The 25,184-nt window shown below is 57.5% G+C and carries 24 protein-coding genes and 2 pseudogenes; 22 read left to right on the top strand and 4 right to left on the bottom strand.

The window, feature by feature from the left end:
• Positions 1–130 precede the first annotated feature (130 nt).
• The 5 genes and pseudogenes from AC0L7L_RS12730 to AC0L7L_RS12710 all read left to right on the top strand — a co-directional run.
• A complete protein-coding gene (locus AC0L7L_RS12730; RefSeq protein ID WP_106313101.1) occupies positions 131–430 on the top strand; it encodes a nucleotidyltransferase family protein in 300 nt (99 codons plus the stop codon).
• Positions 427–591, top strand: coding sequence for a hypothetical protein (locus AC0L7L_RS12725; protein WP_473509367.1), 165 nt, complete (start codon positions 427–429; stop codon positions 589–591). Before AC0L7L_RS12730 ends, AC0L7L_RS12725 begins: the two co-directional genes overlap by 4 nt.
• Positions 592–611: 20 nt before the next feature.
• Complete coding sequence (locus AC0L7L_RS12720) at positions 612–971, top strand: type II toxin-antitoxin system RelE/ParE family toxin (protein ID WP_272212327.1); 360 nt, start codon at positions 612–614, stop codon at positions 969–971.
• The gene (locus AC0L7L_RS12715) at positions 971–1,333 is read left to right on the top strand and encodes a helix-turn-helix domain-containing protein (protein WP_272212326.1); all 363 of its coding nucleotides are present in this window, start codon (positions 971–973) and stop codon (positions 1,331–1,333) included. The genes AC0L7L_RS12720 and AC0L7L_RS12715 overlap by 1 nt, the downstream gene beginning before the upstream one ends.
• 801 nt (positions 1,334–2,134) lie before the next feature.
• Positions 2,135–2,257 (top strand): annotated as a pseudogene (locus AC0L7L_RS12710) (IS3 family transposase); the annotation flags it as partial.
• A 354-nt stretch (positions 2,258–2,611) separates the two neighbouring features.
• On the opposite strand, the gene AC0L7L_RS12705 reads toward AC0L7L_RS12710, so the two are convergent.
• Positions 2,612–3,718 carry an ROK family transcriptional regulator gene (locus AC0L7L_RS12705; protein ID WP_473509364.1) on the bottom strand — a complete coding sequence of 369 codons (1,107 nt, stop codon included), beginning with the start codon at positions 3,716–3,718 and terminating at the stop codon, positions 2,612–2,614.
• Between the two features lie 204 nt (positions 3,719–3,922).
• Between AC0L7L_RS12705 and AC0L7L_RS12700 the strand changes: the two genes are divergently transcribed.
• The 16 genes from AC0L7L_RS12700 to cnbZ all read left to right on the top strand — a co-directional run bounded on the left by AC0L7L_RS12700 (position 3,923) and on the right by cnbZ (position 20,579).
• The gene (locus AC0L7L_RS12700) at positions 3,923–4,978 is read left to right on the top strand and encodes an ABC transporter ATP-binding protein (RefSeq protein WP_473509362.1); all 1,056 of its coding nucleotides are present in this window, start codon (positions 3,923–3,925) and stop codon (positions 4,976–4,978) included.
• 83 nt (positions 4,979–5,061) lie between these two features.
• On the top strand, positions 5,062–5,829 hold the full coding sequence (locus AC0L7L_RS12695; protein ID WP_473509360.1) for an ABC transporter permease: 768 nt from the start codon (positions 5,062–5,064) through the stop codon (positions 5,827–5,829).
• The gene (locus AC0L7L_RS12690) at positions 5,826–6,653 is read left to right on the top strand and encodes an ABC transporter permease (protein WP_473509358.1); all 828 of its coding nucleotides are present in this window, start codon (positions 5,826–5,828) and stop codon (positions 6,651–6,653) included. The genes AC0L7L_RS12695 and AC0L7L_RS12690 overlap by 4 nt, the downstream gene beginning before the upstream one ends.
• A 47-nt stretch (positions 6,654–6,700) precedes the next feature.
• Positions 6,701–7,801, top strand: coding sequence for an extracellular solute-binding protein (locus AC0L7L_RS12685; RefSeq protein WP_473509356.1), 1,101 nt, complete (start codon positions 6,701–6,703; stop codon positions 7,799–7,801).
• Positions 7,802–7,884: 83 nt separating this feature from the next.
• Positions 7,885–8,658 (top strand): DUF1868 domain-containing protein, encoded by a 774-nt coding sequence (locus tag AC0L7L_RS12680; protein WP_272212317.1) that lies wholly within the window; start codon positions 7,885–7,887, stop codon positions 8,656–8,658.
• A 671-nt stretch (positions 8,659–9,329) separates the two neighbouring features.
• The gene (locus AC0L7L_RS12675) at positions 9,330–10,928 is read left to right on the top strand and encodes an acyltransferase (RefSeq protein WP_473509354.1); all 1,599 of its coding nucleotides are present in this window, start codon (positions 9,330–9,332) and stop codon (positions 10,926–10,928) included.
• Positions 10,929–10,955: 27 nt separating this feature from the next.
• Complete coding sequence (locus AC0L7L_RS12670) at positions 10,956–11,609, top strand: ThuA domain-containing protein (protein WP_272212313.1); 654 nt, start codon at positions 10,956–10,958, stop codon at positions 11,607–11,609.
• 294 nt (positions 11,610–11,903) lie between these two features.
• On the top strand, positions 11,904–12,806 hold the full coding sequence (locus tag AC0L7L_RS12665; RefSeq protein ID WP_272212312.1) for a LysR family transcriptional regulator: 903 nt from the start codon (positions 11,904–11,906) through the stop codon (positions 12,804–12,806).
• A 125-nt stretch (positions 12,807–12,931) separates the two neighbouring features.
• A complete protein-coding gene (locus tag AC0L7L_RS12660; protein WP_473509351.1) occupies positions 12,932–14,134 on the top strand; it encodes an amino acid ABC transporter substrate-binding protein in 1,203 nt (400 codons plus the stop codon).
• A 73-nt stretch (positions 14,135–14,207) separates the two neighbouring features.
• A complete protein-coding gene (locus tag AC0L7L_RS12655; RefSeq protein ID WP_473509349.1) occupies positions 14,208–15,074 on the top strand; it encodes a branched-chain amino acid ABC transporter permease in 867 nt (288 codons plus the stop codon).
• Positions 15,071–16,018 carry a branched-chain amino acid ABC transporter permease gene (locus AC0L7L_RS12650; protein WP_272212309.1) on the top strand — a complete coding sequence of 316 codons (948 nt, stop codon included), beginning with the start codon at positions 15,071–15,073 and terminating at the stop codon, positions 16,016–16,018. Before AC0L7L_RS12655 ends, AC0L7L_RS12650 begins: the two co-directional genes overlap by 4 nt.
• Positions 16,015–16,770: an ABC transporter ATP-binding protein gene (locus AC0L7L_RS12645; protein WP_473509347.1), complete on the top strand. Its 756-nt coding sequence runs from the start codon at positions 16,015–16,017 to the stop codon at positions 16,768–16,770. The genes AC0L7L_RS12650 and AC0L7L_RS12645 overlap by 4 nt, the downstream gene beginning before the upstream one ends.
• Complete coding sequence (locus AC0L7L_RS12640; protein ID WP_272212306.1) at positions 16,763–17,482, top strand: ABC transporter ATP-binding protein; 720 nt, start codon at positions 16,763–16,765, stop codon at positions 17,480–17,482. The genes AC0L7L_RS12645 and AC0L7L_RS12640 overlap by 8 nt, the downstream gene beginning before the upstream one ends.
• A 27-nt stretch (positions 17,483–17,509) precedes the next feature.
• Entirely contained in the window at positions 17,510–18,988 is a 1,479-nt protein-coding gene (locus tag AC0L7L_RS12635) for an aldehyde dehydrogenase family protein (protein WP_272212305.1), read from the top strand.
• Positions 18,989–19,004: 16 nt separating this feature from the next.
• The gene (locus AC0L7L_RS12630; protein WP_473509344.1) at positions 19,005–19,796 is read left to right on the top strand and encodes an aspartate dehydrogenase domain-containing protein; all 792 of its coding nucleotides are present in this window, start codon (positions 19,005–19,007) and stop codon (positions 19,794–19,796) included.
• A 36-nt stretch (positions 19,797–19,832) separates the two neighbouring features.
• Positions 19,833–20,579 carry a 2-amino-5-chloromuconate deaminase CnbZ gene (gene cnbZ, locus AC0L7L_RS12625; RefSeq protein ID WP_272212302.1) on the top strand — a complete coding sequence of 249 codons (747 nt, stop codon included), beginning with the start codon at positions 19,833–19,835 and terminating at the stop codon, positions 20,577–20,579.
• A gap of 176 nt (positions 20,580–20,755) precedes the next feature.
• On the opposite strand, the pseudogene AC0L7L_RS12620 reads toward cnbZ, so the two are convergent.
• The 3 genes and pseudogenes from AC0L7L_RS12620 to AC0L7L_RS12610 form a co-directional block, all read right to left on the bottom strand.
• Positions 20,756–21,672 (bottom strand): annotated as a pseudogene (locus AC0L7L_RS12620) (N-carbamoyl-D-amino-acid hydrolase).
• On the bottom strand, positions 21,672–22,922 hold the full coding sequence (locus tag AC0L7L_RS12615; RefSeq protein ID WP_272212300.1) for a Zn-dependent hydrolase: 1,251 nt from the start codon (positions 22,920–22,922) through the stop codon (positions 21,672–21,674). The pseudogene AC0L7L_RS12620 and the gene AC0L7L_RS12615 overlap by 1 nt, the downstream one beginning before the upstream one ends.
• The gene (locus AC0L7L_RS12610) at positions 22,919–24,139 is read right to left on the bottom strand and encodes a diaminopropionate ammonia-lyase (protein WP_473509342.1); all 1,221 of its coding nucleotides are present in this window, start codon (positions 24,137–24,139) and stop codon (positions 22,919–22,921) included. The genes AC0L7L_RS12615 and AC0L7L_RS12610 overlap by 4 nt, the downstream gene beginning before the upstream one ends.
• A 115-nt stretch (positions 24,140–24,254) precedes the next feature.
• Between AC0L7L_RS12610 and AC0L7L_RS12605 the strand changes: the two genes are divergently transcribed.
• On the top strand, positions 24,255–25,148 hold the full coding sequence (locus AC0L7L_RS12605; RefSeq protein WP_272212298.1) for a MurR/RpiR family transcriptional regulator: 894 nt from the start codon (positions 24,255–24,257) through the stop codon (positions 25,146–25,148).
• The last annotated feature ends 36 nt before the right edge of the window (positions 25,149–25,184 follow it).

The raw sequence follows: 25,184 nt of genomic DNA, 5'->3' as shown, positions 1-25,184 counted from the left end.
ATTGCCGCCGACGGCAGTTCGTGTCCAGACAAGGCCTGAAACATTCGACGAGTTCGCCAGAAGAGAGCAGCGTTGAAAGCTCTGTGAACGTCATCAGAATTGAATTATATAGAGAGCGAAGGACAAGGACATGCCGGGAAAAAGGCCATCACAAGCTCTGCTGCAGGATCGGGACGTCATCCGGCGTCTTGCCGAACGCTACCGCACGGCTAATCCTCGCATTTATGGCTCGGCGCTGACCGGGCGCGATCGCGAGGACAGCGACCTCGACGTTTTGGTCGAACCCTTGCCGGAAACCACCCTGTTTGATCTCGGCGGCTTGCAGGAGGCTCTCGAAGAAGCCCTTGGGGTCAGGGTTGATGTGAAAACCCCACGCGACCTTCCTGCTCATATCAGGAACGATGTGCTGCGTCAGGCTGTAGCCGTATGAGCGCAGCAAACAGACTTCCCGACTACCTCGATCAGACGATCCAGGGGGCGACGGACGCTGTCACGTTCACGGAAGGCGTGGACGAAGGCGATTTCCTGGCTGACCTCAAGACGCAGCGTGATGAGATCGGTGGTGAAAAATATAATTTGAAACCTATATAGGTTATGGACTATAAACAGGCATGGAATGGGATGTTGAGTTTCACGACGATTTTGAGGGCGAGTTTGACGACCTCTCCGAGGCGGTTCAGGACGTGATCCTGGCCAATGTCGCGCTTTTAGCGAAACTTGGTCCAAGTCTAAAGCGCCCCCACGTGGATACTTTGAACGGCTCAAAGCACGCAAATATGAAAGAGCTGAGATGTAATGCGGGCGATGGCGTGTGGCGGATCGCTTTTGCCTTCGACCCCGAACGGAAGGCTATCCTGCTTACAGCAGGAGACAAGTCGGGCGTGAATGAGAAGCGCTTTTACAAGAAGCTGATCGCCAAGGCGGATGAGCGTCTCGATCATCTTCTTGCGGAGCAGAGAAGGAGAAAATGATGGGAAAGTCTCTGAAGGATAAACTGAATGAGCTCCCGGCAAAACGGCGCGATCGTATCCTCACCGAGGCTGATCGCCTGCACGCAGAGTATCTAACGCTGCAAGAGCTCCGCAAAGCTAAACAGCTTACACAGGCGCAGTTGGCAGAGGTTCTGCATATCCGCCAAGCCACCATCGCCCAGATGGAGAAGCGTAGTGATTTGATGCTTTCAACGGTGCGTAGTTACGTCGAAGCTATGGGTGGCAAGCTGAGCCTCATGGTGGAATTTCCAGATCACACGCCTGTAACCCTTGAAGGATTAGGGGATACCGAAGAGCCGCGCCGTAAGCGCGCGAATGAGCGTATGTCGTCAGCGCCATAAATCGGCCAGGGAGGCAGTCACACCTCCTTGGTTTTTCTCTATGCCTTTGGCATCCTTTGAGGTCGGCAGTGCATAAGACGACCGCGGGGTAGCGGAATAGACCGCTCGCGGGTGAAGTTGCCGAGCTATGGCGTTACCACCATATCAACATTCACGAGATGAACGTAAGCGGCTATCGTCCTGTGCAATTCGGCATAGGCGTTCGACGCAATGAGTCTGTGAAAGATTTCAAGCATGTAGAATCCCAGTGCTGTTCCGAATGACAGACGGGGCTCTTTGAACATTGCAAGGCCCTCTTACACGAAACAAATTTACTCGCTGGAAAGCCCGCCGAGGGTGCGGACGCCCAGTTGCCTTCAACGCCAGTCTTCCGGATCTCGGACTGGTCACCGCCCTACTCAATTGCTTGACCATCCTCAAAGGAATTGCGGTGAAGAAGCGCGACAGAACAAAGTCAGAACACTTTGGCAGAAATCGTTGAAAAGTGCGAAAATTAGAATTATTTTCTATTTTTCGCACAGAATCCAATTTCCCTAACTCGTTGAATTTAATGGATCTGCAATGCGAGACGTTTTATTTTTCGCATTTTTATGAGAAAAAAATAAGCAATTTCAACTTTTTACCATACCACCTCATCGTTAAGCCGGCGGCAAGTCGAGAATATGCCGTTTAGCAATTTTTTTCACTTCATGCTTGACCGTAAGAATCGCGCTGGCTACGATCTCGCTTACCGAAATCAAGAAACCGAATCGTTCTCAGGAATGAACGCATGTCTCACCAAACGATCCGCTTCGACCTGTCCAAACCCGGCGGCAAGCGGAGATGGCACTCTTCGAGTACATAAACGGCTTCTATAATCCACGGCGACGCCACTCAGCGCTGGGCTGGAAAAGCCCCGTCGCTTTCGAACCGAAAGTGGCTTAAACGAGCACTTGGGGCGGCACGAAGCCGTGACAGGTCCAGATTCAGCACCAGCTCCGGCTCTTCCGCTTTTCCCACGAGCTTGAACGTAATACCGAACAGCCTTTTATCCGGTTCTGTCGCAAAATTTCCCGATGGTTTGCGGCCTCCGTTAAAATTTTCGCCTTCTGCTCAGCAGCCAAGAAACGCAGACGATCACGGCCCGTTGAAATGTCCACCCGTCCGACGTTAAACACATTCGTTACGGAATTCATGGCATATTTAATTACGTAACCTCGTTGCTTCGACTCTTATCACGAAGGCTGCCCAACCCGACGCTTACTTTTGTTTTAACATGTAAGATAGGCGGTTTGCGACTCAGCTGAACAGCCGCGATCGGATTGGCAGCAGCGCTGCCCCCAATACGTTAGGATCGGTTTCTATACAGCTGATCAAAAGCTCAGGCCCAGGAAAAGGCAGGCCGACTTCATCGACTGAGCGCGGGTTGACCGCCTCTGCTAGCCTCGTTCTGAGATCTCGAGGAGCTTCTCCACCGAAGACGATCGCCGCAGGGTCCAGTATCCCGGTCAGGGCCCGCAACATCTGGTCGAGCGCAGGTGTGACACGTGCGATCCAGACATCAATTTCAGGCCAGGCGGGATCATAGCGTTGTTTTAAGTCTCCGACGGAGCTGATATCGCGACCGGACGTCTGGAGCATGGCGATCAGAGTGCGCAGAGCCGGACGACGCACCTGCTCCTCTGGCGTATAAATGGAGGAAATCTCAGCAGCATTCATATGGTGTCCAATATAGGGCGCACCATTGATCACGATGCCACCGCCAAAGCCACGATTGATCGAGAGATAGGCAAAATTGTCAAAGCGGCGGCCAGCGCCCACCCAGTTCTCAGCCTCAGCGCCCAGCGTCGCATTGTTTTCAGCCATCAGTGGGAATGCAAACGCGCCTGCAAACACGTCTCGAACATCGCGGTCTCGCCAACGTTCGATTTTCGGCGGAGTAACGAATGCAAGGCTGGATTTCCGGCGATACCCCTGCATTGAAATTCCAATACCAGCCACGCGTTTAGAATTTAGATTCAGTGTTTCAATCGCTTCGGGAATATCACGTACTGCTACATTTCGGACCTCTTCCGGATTGTTCGGGTCCACGTTCAGTGTCTTCAAGTGCAGAATTTCACCGACAAGATTGGTCACCGCAAGGCGAACCTCTTCGGTGTCGATGGCCAAGCCAATACCATACGCGCCGTCAGGTGAAAGAGCCAATTGAGGGCTTGGTTTGCCTCGCCCTTCTATTTTCGGTGCTTCCAAATGCAAAAATGCCTTCTCCAACAGATCGTCAACAAGGCGGTGCACGCTCTGCTGCGACAGTGGCGTATGATTGGTCAGTTCAGCACGCGCCACCGTTCCCCCGCGCCGAACGGCGTCGAGCACAAGTGCACCGCTTCGACCAATTTCAAAGACCATGCCGGTGTCCCCTTTGTTTTTGCTTCTGAACGCCATTCCACTGCACCGTGCAGAACCCGAAATACCAGTCTTTGAGCATTTTTCAATTTGCAAATCCAGCGGCTAGCATCTGCCTCAGAGACGTTCTTCCGTGCATTTTCTGAACTGTCATATTAATTTTACTTAACATGAGTAATAAGGTGTGGCGACAACAGGGGCAAGACAATGACCGGCATTTCGGCTGAACATCTCACCATGCGTTTCGATAGATTCACAGCCGTCAACGATGTCAATTTCGCCGTTGAACCCGGTGAGTTTGTTACGCTTCTTGGTCCGTCCGGTTGCGGCAAGACAACTCTACTGAAGATGATTTCGGGCTTTCTTGTCCCTACGGCAGGCACGATTCACCTCGGCGATCAAGACGTCACAAAGGTTCCGCCAGAATCGCGCGACACGGCCCTTTGCTTTCAGTCCTATGCTTTATTTCCACATCTTACGGTGGGTCAGAATCTGGTGTTCGGACTTAAACAGAAAAAAGTGCCACGCAAGGAGCGCCTTCAGCGTGTCGGCGAAGTCGCAGAAAAACTCGGTCTTGAACCACAGCTTGCAAAACTACCGAACCAACTGTCCGGTGGGCAGCAGCAGAGGGTTTCGCTGGGCCGCGCTCTGGTGATGCGTCCTGGTGTCATTTTATTCGATGAGCCGCTTTCCAACCTTGATGCAAAATTGCGCGATCAGGTGCGTATTGAAATTCGCCGGATCCAACAGGATTTTGGCCTGACCGCGATTTATGTGACCCACGACCAGACTGAAGCGCTTGCGCTCTCCGACCGTATCTTTGTGATGAATGCCGGCAGGGTAGAACAAGCCGATACACCGGAGGTGCTTTATAAGCGTCCCAAGACCCGTTTTGTTGCTGATTTTATCGGGGCGGCCAATATCTTTCATGCATACGTGCGGGCGTGCGACGGTGGATCTGAACCGCTGATTGATACCCCGATCGGAGCTTTCACAGCGCCGAAAGAAAGCTCTTTGCCATCCGGTCGCTTCAGTCTTTGCTTCCGGCCCGAAACCATTCGACTTTTGAGTGGCCCAGCCGATGGAGCTCTTTCCGGGCGTGTCATCAATCGTGCGTTTCAGGGACACTTCACCGATCTGATTGTGGAAACAAATGGCCATGCATATCGGCTTCAAACGCGTGAAACAGCCCTCAGAGAAGGCGACAAAGTGCATTTCGCCGTCGCGCCGGACGACGTGATCCTGCTTGGAGCAACCCAATGACAGTACGACGCTGGTTGACCGTTTTACTGCTCCTGACACCGGGCCTCGGTCTGATCATCGCGCTGATCGGTACCGTCGTTTACATGGCGGTTGCACAGTCCCTCGGCTTTTTCAGTTTCGGCACAGACAGCCAGTTTTCTTTTGAATACTGGGGCGACGTTTTTGGTCGTCGTTTATTCTTTCGCTCGGTGCGTTATTCACTTTATATCGGCACGGTCAGCGCGATCCTTTCAGTGGCGCTTGCCTATCCGCTAGCCATCTGGCTTCGCAAGCCATTTACTGGCTCAATGACTATCGGCTCTATGCTGAAAGCACCTATGCTTGTGCATGGCCTGGTGGCTGCTTTCCTTTTTCTCAACATCATTGCCTATCATGGGCCGCTAAACCAATTGATGCAGTCTCTCGGTATATGGGACCATCCGCATCGGCTCCAGAATGATCGCCACGGTATTGTTGTTCTCATTCTTCAGGTCTGGAAGAATCTTCCGTTTGCGTTGCTTCTTTTAACTGGGGCGGTTCAGGGGATTTCCGATGATGTGATCGATGCAGCACGTGATCTCGGAGCAGGCAGCTGGTCTCGGTTTCGAAAGGTCATTGCGCCGCTTTCTGTCTCTGCAATGCAGGCCGCGCTTGTGATCATCTTTATTGGCGCACTGGCTGACTTCTCATTTCAGACCGTTGTCGGGCCGACCAACGTTCAGTCTCTGGCGCAATTGATGGTGTTTTTCAAAGGGCGTGGTGGCTGGCACGCTGCAGCCGTTGTCGGTGTTGCACTGATGGTTCTGGCCCTGATCGGCTCGACCGTTCTTGCCCTTGCGGCACGTCTCATCATGAAAGGGCGGCTGAAATGACCCGCAAAAGGCTTGATACGGTTTTGCTCATTCTGCTCGGCTTCGGCTTCATCCTGTGGCTGATCATTCCCTTTGCTATTGCTATTTTATGGTCTTTGACAGACCCGGCGAAACCTTGGACGGCTGCGACATTGCTGCCACCGGTCATGTCTTTTGTCCGTTGGAGTGAGATGTGGCAGCACTCAGGGCTAAAGCAAGCGCTTTTGACCTCTTACACGCTCGCTCCGACAGCAGCGGTGACCTGCCTGCTTCTGGCTATGCCAACAGCGCTTGCGCTCGGGCGTTTTAATTTTCCCGGACGATCGGTTGCGAAAATACTATGCCTGCTGCCACTCGTCGTACCAAGCTTTGTCACTTCAATCTTCTTTACCGCGCTTCTGTTTACGCTCGGACTGCAGGGCTTCCGTTTCGGGGCAATCGTCTTTGCCCATTCGGTGCTGTTCCTGCCCTATGCCATAAGGATCATGACCATCAGCTTCGAGCAGGTCCGACAGGACCATGTTGATGCCGCGCGGGATCTGGGCGCATCGCCTTGGGCGCGATTTTCTGCGGCCTACCTGCCGGCCTTGCGGCCTGGCATTTTTGCTACGCTCCTGATCGTCTTCATTCAGTCGATCGAAGAGTTTGCAATCGCCTATATTGTCGGTTCACCGGAAATCGTCACGGTTCCGACCCTTCTTTACGCAGCCCTTGGCCAGGACTTTGTGCGTCCCAATGCCGCGGTGCTGTCGCTCATCCTCGTCGTTCCCAACGTGCTCCTGATGCTGATTTTGGAAAAGCTCTTGAAGTCGGCCAATCCGACGCTTGCATCGGGCAAGGGGTGACGCGGTTTAATGCCCCTCGGAAGAAACCCAACGGAGACCTTCTCATTATGCTGAAACTGCTCACTCTCTCATCTGCCGCGCTTGCGCTTTTTGCAGGCACTGCCTTTGCTCAAGACACTCAGAACTGGGACGATGTTGTGGCTCAGGCCAAACAGGAAGGCGAAGTCAACTGGTATGTCTGGTACTTCCAAGACGACTTTCGCAAGGCTGTCGCACCGTTTGAAAAAAAATACGGTATCAAGGTCAACATCCCGGCAGGTGGAACCGCGTCCGGTAATGCTGACAAGCTCTTGGCTGCCAGGGGCAGCGACATCGGCGATATCGATGTTTTCGCCTGGGGTTATGGCGATATGTCAACACTGGATTTCCCCAAACTGTTCACACCGCTGGACATGCTTCCTAAAGATGACGGCCGCGTGAACACCGTCAACAATGTCGATGGTGGCGCCTATGTACTCGCATACTGGGGTAACCAGACCGGTATCGCCTATGATCCGGCCAAGGTGGATGCAAGCGACCTGCCACAGACGCCCGAAGAATTTGCAGCTTTCTGGCAAAAAAATCCCGGCAAGTTTGGATTTAACTATGAAAACGGCGGTTCCGGCCCGTCTTACTACGAGAATATGCTTCGGGTCCTGACCGGTCTTGACTTCAACGATGGTGACGCTTCTGAAGCCCGTATGGATGCGCTTGCGCCGGGCTTCGAATTCTTCAACCAGTATGCCGATGACTATGTGATCACAACGTCCAATGCAGACAGCATTATCCGTCTTTCCGATGGCGAGTTGTCCATGGTTCCAGTCTGGGAAGATCACCTTGCCAGTCTTCAAAAGAGCGGTGAAGCCCGCAAGGACCTCAAGCTCTATGTCCCGGAAATGGGCATGAATGGTGGTGGCAACGGCGTTGCTATTCCGCAAAACGCGCCGCATCCAGCGGCCGCTGCTCTTTTCATCGACTGGCTGACATTGCCTGAAACCCAGACGCAGTTTAACGCGACCTTCGGCACGGCGCCGATGAATGCCAATTCGGACGACAGCTATGCGCTGATTTCCAATACCCAACGTCAGTATTCGGTCCCGAGTGCAGCCCAGCCGTTCAAAAAGGAAATGGAAGCGTCTTTCGTCGATAATGTCATTCTTGAACGTTGATCTTTTGATCATTGTAACCCGGCGGTGGTTTTGCCGCCGGGTACTTTGAAATATCCAACAAAAATAAAAAAAGGCATAACTTGATGACCTCCAGAACATTTCACCCCACGCGAACACTGGCACCAGTAAATCATTGGCTTGACCGGATCGACGAAACCGGAAAAGAGCGAAAGCCACTTCCCGGTGTCAGCCACGAAACAGGCGGTGAAAAGTTCTCAATGGAAGGCAAGGTTCTGCCGTTTCCCGGTAACACATTTATCTGCCACATCAATCAGTCATCCAAGGCCTATCACGTTCTATGCGGCCTTCAGGATCGGCTCAGAGCACTGCCGACGGCGCGCTATTTTACCTTTCTGCCGCATAAGAGTTTTCACATGACCGTTTTTTGCGGCATTTCCGGCAATCCGATCACAACCGATGGCTGGCCTGAGGGGCTTGATTATGACCTGACACGTGATCAGATGAATCGTCGTTTTTTGAACGACATAGAAAAGATCTCGGGATTTTCCGGGGTTAATGTCCGCGCAGATCACCTTAAGGCAGGATATTCAATCCATGCTGAACCTGCAGACCAGGAAAGCTTTGATGCACTCTGGCAGATGCGTGATCGCCTCCGGGCGGCAACTGGATTGCGCCGTGTCGACCATGACAGCTATCAGTTCCATATTTCCTTTGCCTATCGTATTGGCCGGATGCCGCGACACGTGGCGAAAGATCATATACAGCAATCAGATGCCCTGTTTGAAGACGTCCGGGCCGACCTTCTGGACATTCGCCTCGGCCCGGTGGAATTCTGCACATTCGAGACAATGCATCATTTCGAGCCAATAAAGCGGCTGCAGCCACTCGAAATCTGAACACTGAAACGTTTCTCAAAACCGATTATTCACTTGAAGGAACAAGGTAACTCTGTCTTGCCCCATTTGCAGACGGCCATCCGCCGCGAACTCAAGCAACGAGTTGACCGTCGAAGCCGCTATCAGGCACATGAAAACTTAGGATGTCTGCGGCGGGGTATCCGCTGGGAGACGGTTTAAAAATACAACCCCAAGCATTGCGATGAAGGCGACGATCGACAAAAGAAAAGCCAGCCACAGAGCGGCGTGACCTCCAGCAAAGGTAATGATGGCGGTGAAGGTCGGAGGTGCGGTCGCGAAGGCAAGATTGAGCGGAACCGCCAGACGGGCCGACGCGTGTGCATAATGAGCGCAGGTCGGGCATTAACCCGGCGTTTTCGTCCGGACGGATGCCGGCAGATGCTGACGGGGACCTTGACGCCGGATCGCCGGTCTATAACCTGCCCAGCGTATTCCTGATACCGCATGTCGGCTGAGCCTGCGGGTTCAAACGGATGCGTTCGGGAAGAGGTGGCGGCAGCAGGCGTGATTCTACCATCCTGTTCCGGCCGTCCGTTTTGGACACATGATCGAACCCAACCCAATGGAGCGACTGCATGAGTCTGGCCCTCGACGGCGAAAATGATGATAGTAAAAAAGGGCTAGGGCTGCGTGGAGAGCGCCTGCAATTCATGACCTGGGAGCGCACAGCTGAGGATATCGATGCGCCCGCCCACCGAGCGCGTTGCGCCGGTCTGGCGGAAAATGCCGGAGCGGTCATCGACCCCACGGCCTATATCGCGGAAATGGCTTTCATCTTCACTGAAAGGCTGGTGTTTGGCGCCGCATCCTACATTGCCGGTTATGCCGTCGTGCGCGGTGATATCACCATCGGTGCTGATTGCTCGGTCAATGCCTATGCCTGCCTGGCAGGCAAGGTCTCCTGCGGAGACCACGTGCGCATCGCCTCGCATGTGCAGATCATGGGGTTCAATCATGGCTATGACGACCCTGACGTGCCGATCTCTCAGCAGCCGCATGAAAGCCGTGGCGTTGTCATCGAAGACGATGTCTGGATCGGCGCCAATGTGGTGGTGCTTGACGGCGTGCGTATTGGTCGCGGCGCGGTGATTGCCGCCGGTGCGACCGTGACCCGCGATATTCCGCCCCTCATGATCGCCGGCGGCGTACCTGCAAAACCGATCCGCCGGCGCGGCGAGAAACGGGTAGCGCCGGGTGCCGATATTGATGCGGCCCTGGGGGAAGTCGGCGACAGGATCAAAGCCGAGTGGCGCACAATATTGGCGAAGAACATGCGCGATGGCGTTTATGTCTCGCGCGAGGCCGACGGTGCGGAGCGCCCAAGCATGCGCCATCTCTGCGATGCGGTTGAAATTGCTGCGGGTCTCGACGATCAGCCGGAAGGGCTCGATACTGCAGCGGCAATCATGACGCTGAAAGCCGTTCAGGACCCCGAAACGGGGCTTTTTCCCGATCCCGGCCAGCCGCCGAAACCTGACCGGCCGCAGCGCGATGACGGGTTGGCACTCTACAATGTCCTTTCGGTCGGTTACGCGCTGGAAGTGCTCGGCAGCCGGCCTGAACACAGGGTCGCCGCAGTCGAACGCACTGCGCCGGAGCTCTGCGCCTGGCTGGAAAGTCTTCCCTGGCACGACAATGCCTGGGGCGCGGGTGCGGCGGTCGATGCGATCGGGACCGCAATCTATTTCAACGCGCGCTATTTTTCGACTGGCTTTTCCACCGACCGCGCGCGCGAGATCCTGTTCGGTTGGCTCGCGCTCCATGTTGACAGAGCGACCGGGCTTTGGGGCGCGCCGACGGCGTCGGAAGGGCTGTTGCCGCCGGTCAACGGGTTCTACCGCCTGACGCGGGGAACTTATGCGCAATTCGGCCTGCCGGTTCCGCACCCGGAAGCAGCGATCAATTCCGTGCTTGCCAATTACCGCAACCATGAGGGTTTTTCCGGCGCGACATACACGGCCTGCAATCTGCTCGATACGATTCATCCGCTGCTCTTGTGTCTGGCTCAGACCGATCACCGCCGTGCCGAAGCCGAGGCCGTCGCCCGCTCGATCATCACCCGCGCGTCGTCACGCTGGCAGGAGGGCGCAGGTTTTGCTTTTGCCGACGGGCAGGAGCCGGGACTTCAGGGCACGGAAATGTGGCTGTCGGTGATTCACCTGGCGGCAAAACTCCTGAAGCGAGATGATCAATTCGACTATGTGCCCAAAGGTGTTCACCGCACGCAAGCCGTCGGCCTCGGGCTTTAGCGGATCGACAACCAGAGGAGACCGGTCATGGTCAGGCGAAAGGCGCTTGTGGTTTACGGCGGCATGGAGCTTCACACCCCCAGAGAGGGCGCTGCGATCATCCGGCGTATTCTGGAGGAATACGATTTTTCGGTCGAGGTAACCGATGATTATGACGCCCTCGGTGCTGAAGATGTCGGCGCCAATGCGCTTGTGGTTCCGGTCATCACCGACGGTGAACTGGAAAAGGACAGAATGTCCAATCTGATCGCGGCAGTGCAGGCCGGGACCGGGCTTGCTGGCTATCACATGGGGCTTGCGACCAGCTTTCGTTCAAGCGTTCCCTTCCGTTATGCAGCAAGCTGCTACTGGGTCTCGCACCCGGGTAATATCATCACCTATCGGGTTGATGTTACCCGTCCCGATCACCCGATCATGGACGGCATCGAGAGCTTTGAGCATACCTCGGAGCAATATTACCTGAATTACGATCCGGCGGTCGAGGTGCTGGCGACCACGACGTTTTCCGGCGAGTTTCATCCCTGGCGCAAAAATGTCGTGATGCCTGTGGTATTCACCACGACCCATGGTGCGGGCAGGGTGTTTTATTGCGCGCTCGGTCACACCGCCGACGAACTCAAAATACCGCATGTGCGCACCATATTGACCCGTGGTCTGCTCTGGGCCGCCCGGGCGCTTTGAATGCTGCTTTGCCGTGGAGCGCGCCCGCCTTTCCGGCTTTCAAGAGGGCGCACGCGAAGCAGGACAGGCCCCGGTGTCAAACAGCCCAACGGGAAGGCCAGTCAAAGCGTGGATCTTGGCCCGGAATTGCAAAACTGCTGCTTGCGCCATAACGTGGGCAGATCGCATCGGCCTATCTGTTTTGCCGCCTTGCCTCTTGCCAGACTGATACGGATGAGAGACTCGGCCTAGACGTCGACCTTTGAAGGCAGGACTGGCAGCCGCCGGGCATCACTCAGCCAAACCGGAATGGATATGGAAACAGCCTTCTTTCAATTCGAGACTGTCGCAGAGCTTGGATCGATCCGAAAGGCTTCGGAGAAGCTGCATATTTCACCTTCCTCGGTCAGCCGGCAGATCCAGAAGCTGGAATATGCCTATGGTGTGGAACTTCTGGTTCGACAGTCCCAGGGCGTCCGGCTGACGCCGGCCGGCGAGTTGATCCTGCGCTATGTGAAAGGTCGCAACAAGGAGCTTCAGCGGCTGCGCGCGGAGATCGATGCGCTCAAAAACCTCGAAAGCGGCCATGTCATTATCTACACCGTCGAAGGCATGATCGGCGGGCTGCTGCCGCGCGCGTTGGCCAGTTTCGGTGCGGCCCATCCCAATATCACCTATCAGGTGATGGTTGCCGGAACCGATGGTGTGATGCGGGCGGTGGCAGAGGATCGCTGCGATATCGGCATTTCGTTTCAGCCATTTCCGCGCGCGGAAATCGATACGCTTGTCAGCCTGCGTCAGCCGGTGATGGCCGTGATGTCACGTCATCATCCGCTTGCGCGGAAACAGGAGCTCAGCCTGGCCGAGGTCCGGCGGCAACCGGTCGGCCTGCCCGACCAGTCCTTCGGCATTCGTCAGCTTGTCGACCATGTGGTCAAAACCGAGCAGCTTGCCCTGAATGTCAGGCTGGAAACCAATTCCATCGACATGATGCGGCAGTTTGCGCTGCAGGATATGGGCATTGTCTTTCTCCCGGCCTTCTCCTTCGAAAGGGAGCTGGAATCGGGAGAGCTGATCGGCGTTCCGATCATGTCGACCGTCTTGTCGCTGTCGACGACGCAGGTCTGCAAACGCGCGGAAATCGAGCTTAGCCCGGCGGCCCAGCGGCTGGTTGAATATATCCGTACGGTCGCTGATGAATTCGTCAACGTTGCGTAAACCGCAACGCGGTGTGCCCTAATTACGACTTCCGCGGTGCACTCTTTCTCCCTAGGCTGCGTTTTGCATGGTGATCGTCAATTTCACCGATGCTTCAAAAACAAAGAGAACTGAGGGGTTCCGAAATGACGAATAATGCGAAGACTTGGCTGCTTGCGCTTGCCGGCAGCACGATGTTACTGGCGCAGCCGGCATTTGCCAATGAGACCATCCGGGTCGGCGCACCGCTTCCGCTGACAGGGCCGCTCTCGCCGGAAGGCCTGAAACAGCAGCGTGGTTATGACCTCTGGGCCGAGACCGTCAATGCGGCTGGCGGGATCACCGCCGGCGACACCACCTATGATGTCGAGATTGTCTATGTCGACTACGAAAGCCAGACGCCCCGCGCGGTTCAGACCGCCGAGCGGCTGATTACCGCTGACGAGGTCAACTTCCTATTTGCGCCGTTTGGCTCCGGCGCAGCCAAAGCCGCAAGTTCGGTTGCCGAGCGCTATCAGATCCCGATGGTCGCCGCGACGGCCTCTTCCGTTGGCGTTTACGACCAGGGCTACGAATATCTGTTCGGCACATTCACACCAAACAGCACGCTGACCGAACCGCTTGCCAGGATCGTCGCCGATTCTGACCAGGACATTTCCACCGTCGCGATTTACGCGCGGAACGACCTTTTCCCGCTGGCAATCGCCAACGAGATGGAAAAATCGGCGGAGAGCAACGGTCTCGAAGTGATCTCGTTTGACGAATATGCCATCGGCACGATGGACCATGCCTCGGCCATGACGTTGATGATGCGCTCAAAGCCGGACTGGGTCTTTGCCACGGGCTATATCAACGACCTCATCCTGATCCGTCGCCAGATGGCGGACCTCGGCATTGAGCCCAAGGTTCTGACAATGCTGGCCGGACCTGCCTACAAGGAATTCATCGAGGCAACCGGCGAGCGTTCGAACAATGTTTCGAGTGCCGCATGGTGGCATCCGGCCGTTGCCTATGACGGCGAGGATGTGTTCGGCACGACGGCAGATTTCGTGGCCGCGTTCGAAGCTGAGTATGACGCTACACCTGACTACGCCGAGGCCTCGGCTGCCGCAGCCGGCGCTGTCTTGCAACTGGCAATCGAAGAGGCTGGCACCATCGCGCCGACCGCTGTCCGCGATGCGCTCGCCAGCATGGACGCCATGACTTTCTACGGACCGGTTCATTTCAGCGAGAACGGACAGATCGACTCGCTTGAACCGCCGGTGTTCCAGATCCAGGACGGCACCACCAAGACGATCTATCCCGAAGAGATCAAGCAGGCGGACCTGCGCTTCGGCGGCATCGAATAGTCTCGGTAAAAGCCATTCAACGCTTTAGTGGTCGGCCATTTGGGCCGGCTGCTCAAACAGCGGAAAACATCCAATGCTATACGCACAGATCCTTTTGAACGGGCTGGTGCTAGGCGGGCTCTATGCCTGCATTTCAGTCGGTTTTTCTCTGGTGTGGGGTGTCTTGAACGTCATCAACGTGCTGCACGGCTCGTTTGTGGTTCTCGGCTCCTACATCGCCTATTTCGCTTATATTCACCTCGGCATTCATCCTTTCGTCTCGGTCGTCATTGCCGGAGCGCTGCTGTTTGCCCTCGGCTATGTAGTGCAGTTCGGTCTGATCAACCGCGTTGTCGGTGCGCCGGTGTTGACCACGCTGGTGCTGACCTTCGGGCTCGATCTTCTTTTGAACAACGGCATGTTGCTGGCTTTCAGTGCCGACTACCGGTCGGTGCAGCTGGAAAATCCGCTTGGCAGCACGGTGATTGCCGGACTGGTTCTGCCGCTTGACCGTCTGGTGGCGATGTTGCTTGCGGGTGTGCTGACCGGGTTGCTCTACCTGCTGCTGGTGCGCTCGAAGATCGGCCACGCCATCGTTGCCGTGCGCATGGACCGTGAAGCCGCTGCCCTGATGGGGGTTGATGTGAAGAAGGTCTATGCGATCACCTTCGGCATCGGCGCACTGATGGCGGGAGCAGCGGGAAGCCTTTTGAGCCTCGTCTTTCCGATCTCGCCGCTGGCCGGCTCGGAATATCTCTCGATTGCCTTCATCGTTTGCGTACTCGGCGGGCTCGGTAGCATTGCCGGCGCCATTGTCGGGGGGCTCGCGCTCGGCCTTATCCAGAGTTTCGGCGCGCTGTTCATCGGCCCCCAACACGGCCTGACGATTGCATTCGGTCTGCTCATTCTTCTCCTGATCTTCAAGCCGACCGGCATTATGGGCCGCAGGGGGTACGAATGAAACATCCGCTTATCGGTCTATGCTTCTTTGCCGTCATCGCGTTCCTGCCGGTATTCGGAGACAATTATATCCTGCGTCTCGGCACGATGTTCGCCATGTATGCGGTCCTTTCCCAGTCGTGGAACATCATCGGCGGTTATGCCGGATACCCGTCCTTCGCAACGGCAGCCTTTTTCGGGCTCGGGGCCTATACCGGCGCCATCCTGCAGGGGCTTGGCCTTGCCATGCCACTTGCCTGGGCGGCGGCAGGTTTGATGGCTGCTGCATTTGCAGCCGCGATGGGGGCTGCCATCCTGCACCTGAAGGGCCATTACTTTGCAATTGCAAGCCTTGTCCTGGCCGAGGTGCTTCTGGAAATCACCACCTCATGGACCAGCCTGACCGGTGGCGGCATGGGGCTCAACCTGCCGATCATCCGCATGTCGGTCGGTGCCCAGGCACGGCTGTTCTTCTGGTCGATGCTGGTCCTTGCCGTACTCACCTTCCTGATGAGTTGGTATGTCTCGGCCGGACGCATCGGCTTTGCGTTGCGCTGTATCCGCCAGAACGAGGACGCCTCTTCCATGGTCGGCATCAACACCACGCTCTACAAGGTCATTGCATTTGTTCTGTCCGCGCTGTTCGTGGGGTCGGCCGGCGCGCTCTATGCCTCTTGGGTGTTCTATATCGAACCGCCGGATGTCTACTCGGTCATGACCACGATCCGCCCGATCGTTATGACCATGCTCGGTGGCCCCGGCACGCTCCTCGGCCCGCTGATCGGGTCCGGTATCTTCCTTATCATCGAAGAGGTTGTGTGGCGCAACTTCCTGTCCATCCATGCCGCGGTACTCGGCATTCTGATCGTTGGTCTGATCTTCTATCTGCCCAACGGCGTTGTCGGCGCAGCCATGCGCAGGTTGCGTAATCGTTCCGACAAGAAAACGGAGGGGACCACGACATGAGTATTCTTGAACTCAAGGGTCTGACCCAGCGCTTTGGCGGTCTGACTGCGGTGAACAATGTTGACCTTTCCGTCGATCCGGGCGAAATCGTAGGCCTGATCGGCCCCAACGGCGCGGGAAAAACCACTGTCGTCAATCTTGTGACCGGTGTTTTTAAGCCTACAAGCGGCAGCGTCACCTATGACGGCCGCCGTATTGACGGGATGAAGCCCTACCAGATCAGCCGCCTCGGTGTGGCACGTACCTATCAGGTGGTTCAGCCATTTCCCGAAATGACGGTGCTTGAAAACGTGATGGCGCCAGCGGTCTTCGCGGCGGGTGCTTCATCGACGAGCGAGGCGATGTATGCCGCCGACGAGGCTATCGAATTCCTTGGGCTGAAACAGCAACGCGATACCCCCGCCAGCGAACTGACGCTTGCCGGACGCAAGCGGCTGGAACTGGCCAAAAGCCTCGCGATGAAACCGAAAGTCCTGCTGCTCGACGAGGTCAACGCCGGACTTAATCCGGCAGAGATCGAAACCGCGCTTGAAATGATCCGTGCGATCGCTTCTCGCGGGGTAACCATCATCCTGATCGAGCATCTGATGAAGGTGGTGATGAGCCTGTGCACACGCATCGTCGTGCTGCATCACGGCGCCAAGATTGCCGAAGGGCGCCCCGACGAGATCACGCAGAATGACAGCGTCATCGAAGCCTATCTCGGCAATCGGTATGCAAAGGCCAATGCCGGGGAGACGGCCGATGTCTGAACCACTGTTTCAGGTCAAGCAACTCGAAGCCGGTTATGGCGAAATCCGGGTTTTGTGGGGCATCGACCTTGAGGTGAACCAGGGTGAGATCGTCTGCCTGATCGGCTCCAATGGTGCAGGCAAGACGACATTGCTGCGCACCGTCTCCGGGCTTCTCCAGCCGACGGCGGGCAGTATTAACGTCGAAGGTCAGCAGCTTGCCGGTGCCTCCTCCCGTCAGGTGCTGACAGGAGGCATCGCCCATGTGCCTGAGGGGCGCCGGCTGTTCAGGACGATGACGGTCAGGGACAATCTGATGATGGGGGCTTATCTCAGAAAGAAGGACCGCTCGGTCGTTGATGATCTGGACCGGGTCATGACCATGTTTCCGCGGCTTGCGGAGCGGGCGCATCAGGATGCCTCGACACTGTCGGGCGGCGAGCAGCAGATGTGTGCGATCGGGCGCGGGATCATGAGTCGTCCGAAACTCCTGATGATCGACGAACTTTCGCTTGGTCTCGCGCCGCGCGCGGTCGAGCTGTTGAGCGAGTCCCTCATCGAGATCAACAACTCCGGCATTGCCATCCTGCTTGTCGAGCAGGACGTGATGACCGCGCTCGACCTCGCCCATCGCGGCTATGTGATCGACCGCGGCAAAATATCCTTTGCAGCCACTTCAGAAGAACTCCGTCAGGAGCCCGCCGTGCGTGAAGCCTATATCGGCGCGGCCTGACGAACGAAAAGACAGAAAGTACAATCGATGAACGCTTCTCAAAACGCCTCTCTCCGTCAAGACGCCATTCTGTCGCCGTATGACGGCGCAGTCGTCGGCCATATGCCGGTTTCGGAAGAAAACGATATCGAAGAGGCCATTCTCAGGGCACAACGGGGCTTCGATGTGATGCGCCGCCTGCCGCGCTTCGTCCGTGCCGATATTCTCGACCGGACGGCCGATCTGATCGAGCAGCGCAGGGATGAATTCGTCCGTCTCATTGCTGGCGAAGCCGGAAAGCCGCTTTATGACGCACGCGGCGAGATTTCCCGATCGCTCCTGAACCTGCGCGGCGCGGCGCGCGAGGCCCGCGCCTTCGGGGGCCAGGAAGTCCCGCTCGATATCGACGGTGCGGTGTTTGAATACCAGACGGCGTCGGCTGATGGCAGCCCGCTTGATCTCAGCGACGCCGACCTTGCGACCTTGAATGGCCTTGGACGGCGTATCGGCATTGCTCGCAGGTTTCCGATCGGCTCGATCCTCGCGATCACGCCGTTCAACTTCCCGCTGAATCTTGTGCTTCATAAGCTGGCACCGGCCTTTGCCGTCGGCAATTCGGTGATCCTGAAGCCGGCGCCGCAAACGCCACTGACCAGCAGGCTGCTGGCCGAGGTGATGTATGAGGCCGGTCTGCCGGAGGAGGCGTTGAGTGTGGTCCATTGCGATGTTCCGCTGGCTGAAAAGCTGGTGCGTGATGACCGCATCGCCATGGTCACCTTTACCGGCAGCGTTCCGATTGGCTGGCACATCAAATCGCTGAGCGGCAAGAAGAAGGTTTCGCTGGAGCTTGGTGGTAATGGTGCGGTTGTGGTGTCCGACGATGCCGATGTTGCCTTTGCGGCGGCACGCTGCGTGCGCGGCGGCGTGGTTTATGGCGGTCAGTACTGCATTGGCGTTCAGCGCATTTTCGTACACGAGAAGGTTTATGATGCCTTCGAGAAGGAACTGGTCGCACGGGTCGAGGCCTGCAAGGTCGGGAACCCGATGGAAGAAGGGGTCGATGTCGGCCCGGTCATCGATGAGCGCTCGGCCAAGCGTATCGAGAGTTGGATCATTGAGGCCGTCGACCAGGGTGCACGTATTCTGACCGGTGGCACCCGCGATCAGGCCGTCATCGCGCCGACCGTTCTGACTGACACCAAGCCGGATATGAAGGTGGAAGCGGACGAGATTTTCGGCCCGGTGGTGACGCTGACCAAGGTCAAGGACGCCGATGAGGGTGTCCGTCGCGCCGCAGATTCCCGTTTCGGCCTGCAGGGCGGCTTCTTCACCAACGATATGAAGGCAGCCTTCCGGGCGCTGGAAGACTGGGACGTCGGTGCGCTGATGATCAACGACGTGCCGATCTACCGCATCGATACCATGCCCTTCGGCGGTTGGAAGGATTCCGGCCTCGGGCGAGAAGGCACGCGCTATGCGATGGACAGCATGACCGACATCAAATTGCTCGTGGTCAATTATGGCTGAGGGTCTGAAAGTGGCCGTGGCGGGACTCGGATCGATCGGCCTGCGGGTTGCTGCGGCGCTCGATCTGGGCGTTGACGGGCTTGAACTCGTCGCGGTTTCCGCCCGCGATGCTTGGGCTGCCCGCGCGCGGCTGGCGTCATTCCGGACAGTCCCCAAAATTTTGCCGCTAGCCACCTTGCCGGATGCTGCGGACATTGTGGTGGAGTGTCTGCCCCCGGACGCTTTCACCACGCTGGCAGAGCCGATGCTGCGACAGGCGGGAAAGACCTTTGTGGTTGCCAGTGTCGGCCAGTTGCTGATGACGGACGGTTTCCTCGACCAGGCGCGCGCCGCTGGTGTGCGTATCTTGGCGCCATCCGGCGCGATTGCAGGCCTCGATGGCCTGCGGGCTGCAACTGAAATCGGCCTCGACGCCGTCCACCTGAAGACCCGCAAACTGCCGCTTTCCTTCGGCAAGTCCATCGAAACCGATGACGGGCCTGTCGCCACAGAAACGATAACCGAACCGCTTTGTATTTTTGCCGGTACGGCCCGCCAGTCGATTGCCGCCTTTCCCAAAAACATCAATGTCGCGGCGACGGTCGCGCTTGCCGGGCTGGGCGCGGATGCGACATCCGTCGAGATTTGGGCCGATCCGGGGGTGAGCACGAATACACATGAGCTGACGGTTCGTTCCAAGGGCGGTACACTCAGCGTCTTGTCACAAAACCTGCCCGATGAAACCAACCCTAAGAGCAGCGCAATCACCGCTTACAGCATGATCGCAGCACTCAGGCGCATGGAGCGTTTTCTTTCGGTCGGTTCGTGATGAACAATTGATTTCAAGACGAGAAGGATTTGAGAAATGCAGACAAGAACCATGGCGGCCGGTGGCTATCGCTACATTCCTGGCGTGATGCAGTATTCGGCCGGAGTCGCTGCTCTTGATGGATGTCGCATCGTTCGCGCCCGCTTTTTCGACGTCGTGCCGATGAAAGAGGGCTTTGATCGCATCGCCAGCCATCTTGGCGCTCTGGGCCGGCCTTTGGAGGCCTTTTGCTCTTGTGAAATGCGGTCTCCCGGTCAGTTCAGCGAGGATGGTTTTGCCACCTTCAACACGCTTTATGCCGAAACGTTGCGGGCATGGAACATCATGGAAGGCGACGACAACCCGGTTGCGCGTTCCAATATTTGCCCGGAGATCGGGGCACCTGAAGAACCCGGTTTTCATGCTTTCTGCTATACGGTCCAGGATGAAGCCGCACCCAAAACCTTTGCCATTGCCGGCTCGGGCGAAGTTCCCGAGGGCGCGGGCAATTACCGCGACCACATCGTTCGCCCCGGCGAAACAAGCCCTGACGCCATTCGCGAGAAGGCCGCGTTCGTGCTCGCTGAAATGGAACGGCGCATGGCGTTCTTCGACGGTTCATGGGCTGAAACCACGGCAGCCCAGATTTATACCGTCCATGATGTTGCTCCATTGATCGAAACCGAACTGGCCCCGCGCGGCGTCCACCGCAATGGCCTGACATGGCACTATAATCGTCCGCCGATCGTGGGTCTGGAATACGAGATGGATTGCCGCCGCGTCTTTGACGAGATCATTCTGTAAGGCAGGGCCCCGGCACAAACCTGTTTCAGTGGCTTGATCGGCTCCGAAAACACAAAGGCCCTGAACAACATGTTCGGGCCTTTGTGTGCCGCTGATCGATGCTGGTTGTTTTGCCCGGAGAATGCGTCGTTTTGTTCTCGCTGGCTGTGACCGGCGCACAGGGCGATGGAGTTCGGCTATTCCACCTTTGTCAGGGCCGTATAGAGTTCCGGGCGTCTGTGGAGGTGGAAGTTGAAGATATTCTCGCGGATCTCCAGACAGCGGTCGAGGTCGCAGTCATAGGTGATCAGCTCGTCACCGAGCGAACCGGCCATCGCCACGATCTCGCCGGTGGGCGCGACAATGCAGCTCTGGCCGATCAGATCACAGCCTTCTTCCTTGCCGGCCTTGGCGATGCCGACCACCCACATGCCGTTCTGGTAGGCCCCGGCCTGCAGGCTCAGGTGATTGTGAAAGCCTTGCAGGTGGTCATGTTCAGGCGCGAGGGGATAATGCACCGGCGTGTTATAGCCGATCAGCACCATTTCCGCCCCGCGCAGCGCCAGTTCGCGATAGGTCTCCGGCCAGCGCCGGTCGTTGCAGATCGCCTGTCCGAACACGCCGCCAAAAGCCTCGGCCGTTGAAAACGGTTCCGGCCCCGGCTCGAAATAGCGCTTTTCAAGGTGTTGGAATGGCCGCCAGGGTTCATGTTCAGGATGGCCGGGCAGGTGGATCTTGCGATAGCGGTGCACGATCTCACCGGTCTTGTCGACGATGATCGTGGTGTTGTAGCGGTGCGTGACGCCATCGATCTCTGCAAGCTCGCCATACCCGAGTGAAAAGCCGATCTTGAGATCCCGCGCGCGGGCAAACAGCGGCGCCACATCGTCATTCGGCATTGACTTTTCAAAGAAGAAATCGACGTCGGCCTGATCTTCCATGAACCAGCGCGGAAAAAAGTCGTCAGCGCCAGCTCCGGAAATGCGACCAGATCGCAATGTCGGCCGGCGGCCTTTTCCATCAGCGCGATCATGCGTTCGATGACTTCAGCACGGGTTTCAGACCGGGTGATCGGGCCGAGCTGGGCCGCGCCGACAACAACAAATCGGGTCATCAGGCAATTTCTCCATTGATTGGCATCGCTCTGGAAAGCGCCACCCGCAGCAAAACATTGGCGCCGTTTGCAAGGTCTGCCGGGGCAGTAAATTCCGTGGTGTTGTGACTGATGCCGTTGACGCTTGGCACGAAGATCATCGCGGCGGGAGCAAGGCCAGCGATGATCTGTGCATCGTGGCCGGCTCCGGAAAACATCCGCTGGGTGGAAAGCCCAAGCGCTTTCGCGGCGTCTTCGACACTGTCGACCAGAGCCGGCGCAAAATCGGTTGGCGGGAAATCGGCAAGCATACGGGTGCTTAAGGTCACATCTTCACGTTCGGCGGCGGCGTTGATCACGGCCACCAGCCGTTCATGCGCCGCTTTGAGAACCGCTGCATCCGGATGACGCAGGTCGACGGTCATGACCGCCTTCTCGGCAACAACATTGACGAGGTTGGGGGTCAGGTTGATCGCGCCGACCGTGCCAACCATGTCACCGCCGATCTCGCGCACGAGGTCCCCGACGCCTGCGGCAATGCGGGCCGCCGCAAGCCCGGCATCACGGCGCAGTCTGATGGGCGTGGTGCCGGCATGGGTAGAGCGGCCGGAAACGGTGATTTCCGTCCATGAGATTCCCTGAACCCCGCGTACAACCCCGATCTCGATCGCTTCGTCCTCGAGCACCGGCCCCTGTTCGATATGAAGCTCGAAATAGGCGCCGATCTCGACCGGGCCGGCGTCGCTTCCGGCATATCCGATGGCGGCAAGCTCATCGCCCAAGCGTTTGCCGTCGATGCTGACGATCTCGAGCGCGTCTTCCAGCGCCATGCCCTTTGCAAAGACCAGGCTGCCCAGCATATCCGGCTGGAAGCGCGCACCCTCCTCATTGGTAAAGGCGGCGATAACTAGAGGGTTCTCGGTTTCGACCCCGGCATCATTGAGCGTCGCAATCACTTCAAGGCCTGCCAGAACGCCGAGCGCACCGTCGTAAAGGCCGCCGGTTGCAACCGTATCGATGTGAGAGCCGAGCATGATTGCCGGTCCCGCGGTCCGTCCCTTGCGGGTGCCGAAGATATTGCCCAGCGGGTCGATGGCGACGGCAAGGCCAAGGGCCTTCATCTCGCTGACCAGATGATCGCGCCCGCCTTTTTCCTCGGTTGTCAGCGCCAGACGGGAAACGCCGCCGCCGTCAAGCGCGCCGATTGTCCCGAGCCTCTTAAGGCGGGCAACGAGACGTTCGCCGTTGATGCGCAGTGTATTGATGTTCATGCAACCTGCTCCACTTCGCTGGCCGTGCGGCCAACGATCTGCTCGAAGAGAGCAGGATCGGTGTCGCCCTCGCTGCCAAAGCACAAAACCACCGACTGCGGCCCGAGACCGAGCGCGTCTTTCCAGTCGGCGCGGCTTGCCGCGCACAGGAAACCGGAGAGCCCTGCCACGCCGCTTTCGCCGCTGGCAAGCGGGGCGCCCGCTTCACCGGAGGCCAGAAGCCGCATCGTGTCAGCGGCCGCCGCGTCCTCGATCTCGATGAACGCGGAGACGCCCGCGTCAAGGATTGGCCAAGCGATGATGGAGGGCTCGCCGCAGGCAAGCCCCGCCATAATGGTTTCAAGCGCGCCGCCGACAACGGTGGGCTTTCCTGCGGCGGCACTTTCGAGAAGGCAGGCCGCGTTTTCGGGTTCAACGACGATGACGCGCGGGGCGTGCTTGCCGAAGGTTTCCCAGAAATGGGCGGTGACGGCAGCCGCCAGCCCACCAACGCCGCCCTGGATGAAAATATGTGTCGGCGGTTTGCCATCAAGCTGGCGGATTGCCTCTTCGGCCATCACGCTGTAGCCCTGCATCACATTGCGGGGAATGTCGGTATAGCCGGGGTAGGAGGTATCGGAGACCACGAACCAGCCGTTTTCGTCGGCCTGGCGGGCGGCCTCGCGGATGCTGTCGTCGTAATTGCCCTTTGCCCGGACAACCCGTGCACCATAACGGGCAATGGCATCCTCGCGCGCTGTCGAGACGGTTTCATGAATGAAAATCACTGCCTTGCAGCCGAATAGGCTGGCGCCCCAGGCCACTGAGCGTCCATGATTGCCGTCCGTTGCGCAGGTCACGGTGACATCGGAAACGATATCCGCGTGGCTTCCATCGAGAAGGGCTGCGATGTCCGGCGTCTTGCCAATTGCTGCGGAAACTTTCGCCTCGAGCAGCCGGAAGACGGCATAGGCGCCGCCCAGCGCCTTGAACGATCCAAGCCCGAAGCGTCCGGCCTCATGCTTGAAATGGATTGCCCCGACTCCGCAACTCTCGGCAAGCGGTTGCAGCGAAACCAGCGGCGTTTCTGCATAGCCCACCCAGGCGGAAATGGTTTCGAACGCCCGCTCTCCCGCCGACAGGCTGAGCGTCTGCTTGAACGGATCGGGGTAGGGGGCCTTGCCAGCAGAGTGGCCGGAAACAAGGCGTGCCCTGAAGGTGGAGAAGTCTGGGGTCATGGCGGAAACATTCCAAAAATCACGAAACTATGCGAAGGATAGCGGCAGCGATTGAGCAGTCAATAAGAAATGAAAATAATTTTTCGTAATACAGCAATTGTGAAAAGAGCGAGCCATGAGTGATCAGGAAGACAACCGTCCGATTGATGTCCGGATCATGGAAATCTATGATGATCTGACGGCATCGGAACGCCGCCTTGCCGCCGTCGTGATGGAATCGCAGAATAATCTGGCAAGCTTCACCGCAGGCGAACTGGCTTCCAAGGCCAGCATTTCCAATGCGACGGCTGCGCGCTTTTTCAAACGGCTCGGCTATGCGAGCTACAACGAGGCCCGGGTTCTGGCGCGGCAGAGCGAGGACTGGGGCTCGCCGCTCTACGAGCTGACGGGCACTGGCGGCAAACGCCTGTCGGCTGGCGATTTTGGCCTTCATATTGCACAGGACCTGCAGAACCTGACACGCACAGCAGAGATGCTGGGCGAAAACGAGATTGAGCGCGCAGTGGCGATGTTGGCCGGGGCGAAACGCATCTGGATCCTCGGTTTTCGCAATTCCATGGCGCTGGCCACCTATGCCCGGGCGCTGCTGGTCAATCTGAAGCCCGATGTCCGGCTTATACCGGCGGCTGGTATGTCGATGGGCGAAGAACTTGCCGGCATGGGGCCGGAGGATCTGTTCCTGGTGTTCGGCTTTCGCCGTCGGCCCGGGCAGCTGCGTGACATCATGGCTGCGGTGCAGAAAGCCGGAACGCCGATTCTGCTGGTCGCTGACATGACCGCAGCGCGCACCGCTCAGCTGGCAACGCTGACGCTGCGCTGCCACAATCGCGGTCATGCTCTGTTCGACAGCTATGTCGCGCCGATGAGCCTGATCAATTACCTCTGCTCGACGGCCAGCCAGGTTATCGGTGAGGCGGCGGTCGACCGTCTCGCCGAGATCGAGACGCTGCATGCCGCACTTGACCAGCTCGGTGCACCGCTGCCGATGCGGAAAATGCCCAAGACTTAGTCAGTTGCCGAAAAATGAAACATATTTTTCATATTG

The organism is Martelella sp. K41-7 (assembly GCF_055808365.1).
Note: the sequence above shows the minus strand (reverse complement) of the source record. Positions and strands in the feature narration are given on the sequence as shown.

What these genes read in the sequence shown, in the direction of transcription:
- AC0L7L_RS12730 (WP_106313101.1), top strand. Translation starts at nt 131, where the DNA reads ATGCCGGGAAAAAGGCCATCACAAGCTCTGCTGCAGGATCGGGACGTC.
- AC0L7L_RS12725 (WP_473509367.1), top strand. Translation starts at nt 427, where the DNA reads ATGAGCGCAGCAAACAGACTTCCCGACTACCTCGATCAGACGATCCAG.
- AC0L7L_RS12720 (WP_272212327.1), top strand. Translation starts at nt 612, where the DNA reads ATGGAATGGGATGTTGAGTTTCACGACGATTTTGAGGGCGAGTTTGAC.
- AC0L7L_RS12715 (WP_272212326.1), top strand. Translation starts at nt 971, where the DNA reads ATGGGAAAGTCTCTGAAGGATAAACTGAATGAGCTCCCGGCAAAACGG.
- AC0L7L_RS12705 (WP_473509364.1), bottom strand. Translation starts at nt 3,718, where the DNA reads ATGGTCTTTGAAATTGGTCGAAGCGGTGCACTTGTGCTCGACGCCGTT.
- AC0L7L_RS12700 (WP_473509362.1), top strand. Translation starts at nt 3,923, where the DNA reads ATGACCGGCATTTCGGCTGAACATCTCACCATGCGTTTCGATAGATTC.
- AC0L7L_RS12695 (WP_473509360.1), top strand. Translation starts at nt 5,062, where the DNA reads ATGGCGGTTGCACAGTCCCTCGGCTTTTTCAGTTTCGGCACAGACAGC.
- AC0L7L_RS12690 (WP_473509358.1), top strand. Translation starts at nt 5,826, where the DNA reads ATGACCCGCAAAAGGCTTGATACGGTTTTGCTCATTCTGCTCGGCTTC.
- AC0L7L_RS12685 (WP_473509356.1), top strand. Translation starts at nt 6,701, where the DNA reads ATGCTGAAACTGCTCACTCTCTCATCTGCCGCGCTTGCGCTTTTTGCA.
- AC0L7L_RS12680 (WP_272212317.1), top strand. Translation starts at nt 7,885, where the DNA reads ATGACCTCCAGAACATTTCACCCCACGCGAACACTGGCACCAGTAAAT.
- AC0L7L_RS12675 (WP_473509354.1), top strand. Translation starts at nt 9,330, where the DNA reads ATGACCTGGGAGCGCACAGCTGAGGATATCGATGCGCCCGCCCACCGA.
- AC0L7L_RS12670 (WP_272212313.1), top strand. Translation starts at nt 10,956, where the DNA reads ATGGTCAGGCGAAAGGCGCTTGTGGTTTACGGCGGCATGGAGCTTCAC.
- AC0L7L_RS12665 (WP_272212312.1), top strand. Translation starts at nt 11,904, where the DNA reads ATGGAAACAGCCTTCTTTCAATTCGAGACTGTCGCAGAGCTTGGATCG.
- AC0L7L_RS12660 (WP_473509351.1), top strand. Translation starts at nt 12,932, where the DNA reads ATGACGAATAATGCGAAGACTTGGCTGCTTGCGCTTGCCGGCAGCACG.
- AC0L7L_RS12655 (WP_473509349.1), top strand. Translation starts at nt 14,208, where the DNA reads ATGCTATACGCACAGATCCTTTTGAACGGGCTGGTGCTAGGCGGGCTC.
- AC0L7L_RS12650 (WP_272212309.1), top strand. Translation starts at nt 15,071, where the DNA reads ATGAAACATCCGCTTATCGGTCTATGCTTCTTTGCCGTCATCGCGTTC.
- AC0L7L_RS12645 (WP_473509347.1), top strand. Translation starts at nt 16,015, where the DNA reads ATGAGTATTCTTGAACTCAAGGGTCTGACCCAGCGCTTTGGCGGTCTG.
- AC0L7L_RS12640 (WP_272212306.1), top strand. Translation starts at nt 16,763, where the DNA reads ATGTCTGAACCACTGTTTCAGGTCAAGCAACTCGAAGCCGGTTATGGC.
- AC0L7L_RS12635 (WP_272212305.1), top strand. Translation starts at nt 17,510, where the DNA reads ATGAACGCTTCTCAAAACGCCTCTCTCCGTCAAGACGCCATTCTGTCG.
- cnbZ (WP_272212302.1), top strand. Translation starts at nt 19,833, where the DNA reads ATGCAGACAAGAACCATGGCGGCCGGTGGCTATCGCTACATTCCTGGC.
- AC0L7L_RS12615 (WP_272212300.1), bottom strand. Translation starts at nt 22,922, where the DNA reads ATGAACATCAATACACTGCGCATCAACGGCGAACGTCTCGTTGCCCGC.
- AC0L7L_RS12610 (WP_473509342.1), bottom strand. Translation starts at nt 24,139, where the DNA reads ATGACCCCAGACTTCTCCACCTTCAGGGCACGCCTTGTTTCCGGCCAC.
- AC0L7L_RS12605 (WP_272212298.1), top strand. Translation starts at nt 24,255, where the DNA reads ATGAGTGATCAGGAAGACAACCGTCCGATTGATGTCCGGATCATGGAA.